The following is a 1142-nucleotide window of genomic DNA, read 5'->3' as shown; positions in this document are numbered from 1 at the left end:
CGCGCGGGCGTCATGCGCAGATCGGCCGGCGGCGTGTCTGTCGCCACCCAGCCCTGCACCACGCGTGGGACCTCGGTACTGCACGCCCGCAACGCCATCGCCAGCACCATGCCGGGGGGCGACAGGGTGTAGGCCGCGACCCAGTCGACGAAGCGACGCAGGCCAGTGGGCAGGGGCGGGACATCGACCCTCGCCACGACCGGGCGCAGGCGCGCGGTGGCGACCGGCGGGGGCTGCGGCGGCGCGAAATCCGGCGGCACAGAGGTGTGGGCATCCCAGACGACGCCGGTTTCCTCGCGCCGGCCGAGGGGTACGCGCACCAGATCGCCGGGGGCGAGAAGGCCCTCCAGACCCGGGGGCACGGCGTAGTCGAAGGGGCCGGGAAACGGTAACGGCAGCAGGACGCCAACACGTGATGGTCCGGGCCTTGCGCCATGGGTGGCTGTGTCTACACTCGTGGTCGCCATGATCCCTGTGTATCCGCCCGCATCCCATTTGTCGCGGTCTCCGGTCCGGCTGACGCCATGACGGGCACGGCCCTGATGGGGGACGACGCGCGTATGCGGTTCCTCGAGTGGCTGCGCGACGAACGGCGCGCGTCGCCGCGGACGGTGGACGCCTATGGCGCGGACGTGGCCCGCTTTCTGGACTTTCTACGCGGTCATCTGGGCGGGGACGTGGACACCGCTTCGCTGGCGGCGCTGAGCCTGTCCGATTTTCGCGCATGGCTGGCCGACGAGACCGAACGCGGGGCCCGTCCCCGGCCCGGACATCGGCCACCTACCCGCGATCAGGCCCTGCGCAGCCGCGCGCGGCGTCTGTCGAGCGTGAAGACGTTCTTCCGCTGGTTGGGGCGTCGGTGCGGCGTGCGCAACGATGCCGTGGCGTTGCTGGCCACGCCGCGACTCAAGCCGACCGTGCCGCGCCCCTTGCCGGTGGCGCGCGCGATGGAGGCGCCCGACGGAATCGCGGCACTGGCGCACGGTCCGATGGTGCAGCGTCGTGATTACGCCCTGTTCGTGCTGCTGTATGGCACGGGGCTGCGGATCAGCGAGGCGCTCGCGCTGAATGTCGGGGACGTCGAGCGTCTGCCCGCCAGCCTGCGGGTGCGCGGCAAGGGCGGCAAGGAACGCGTCGTGCCG

The 1142-nt window shown here is 72.1% G+C and carries 2 protein-coding genes; one reads left to right on the top strand and one right to left on the bottom strand.

What is annotated here, in order from left to right:
* Window positions 1-467 (bottom strand): primosomal protein N' family DNA-binding protein (locus HUK82_RS16715; protein WP_456304212.1); only part of this gene is annotated, 467 nt, incomplete at its 3' end.
* Window positions 468-524: 57 nt separating this feature from the next.
* On the opposite strand from HUK82_RS16715, the gene HUK82_RS16710 reads away from it, so the two are divergent.
* A partial coding sequence (locus tag HUK82_RS16710) for a site-specific integrase (RefSeq protein ID WP_256127069.1) occupies window positions 525-1142 on the top strand: 618 nt, incomplete at its 3' end.

Origin of the sequence: Ameyamaea chiangmaiensis (assembly GCF_013376175.1) — a bacterium.
Classification (GTDB): Bacteria; Pseudomonadota; Alphaproteobacteria; order Acetobacterales; family Acetobacteraceae; genus Ameyamaea; species Ameyamaea chiangmaiensis.
The sequence above is the reverse complement of the archived record's forward strand: the minus strand, read 5'-3'. Positions and strand labels throughout refer to the sequence as shown.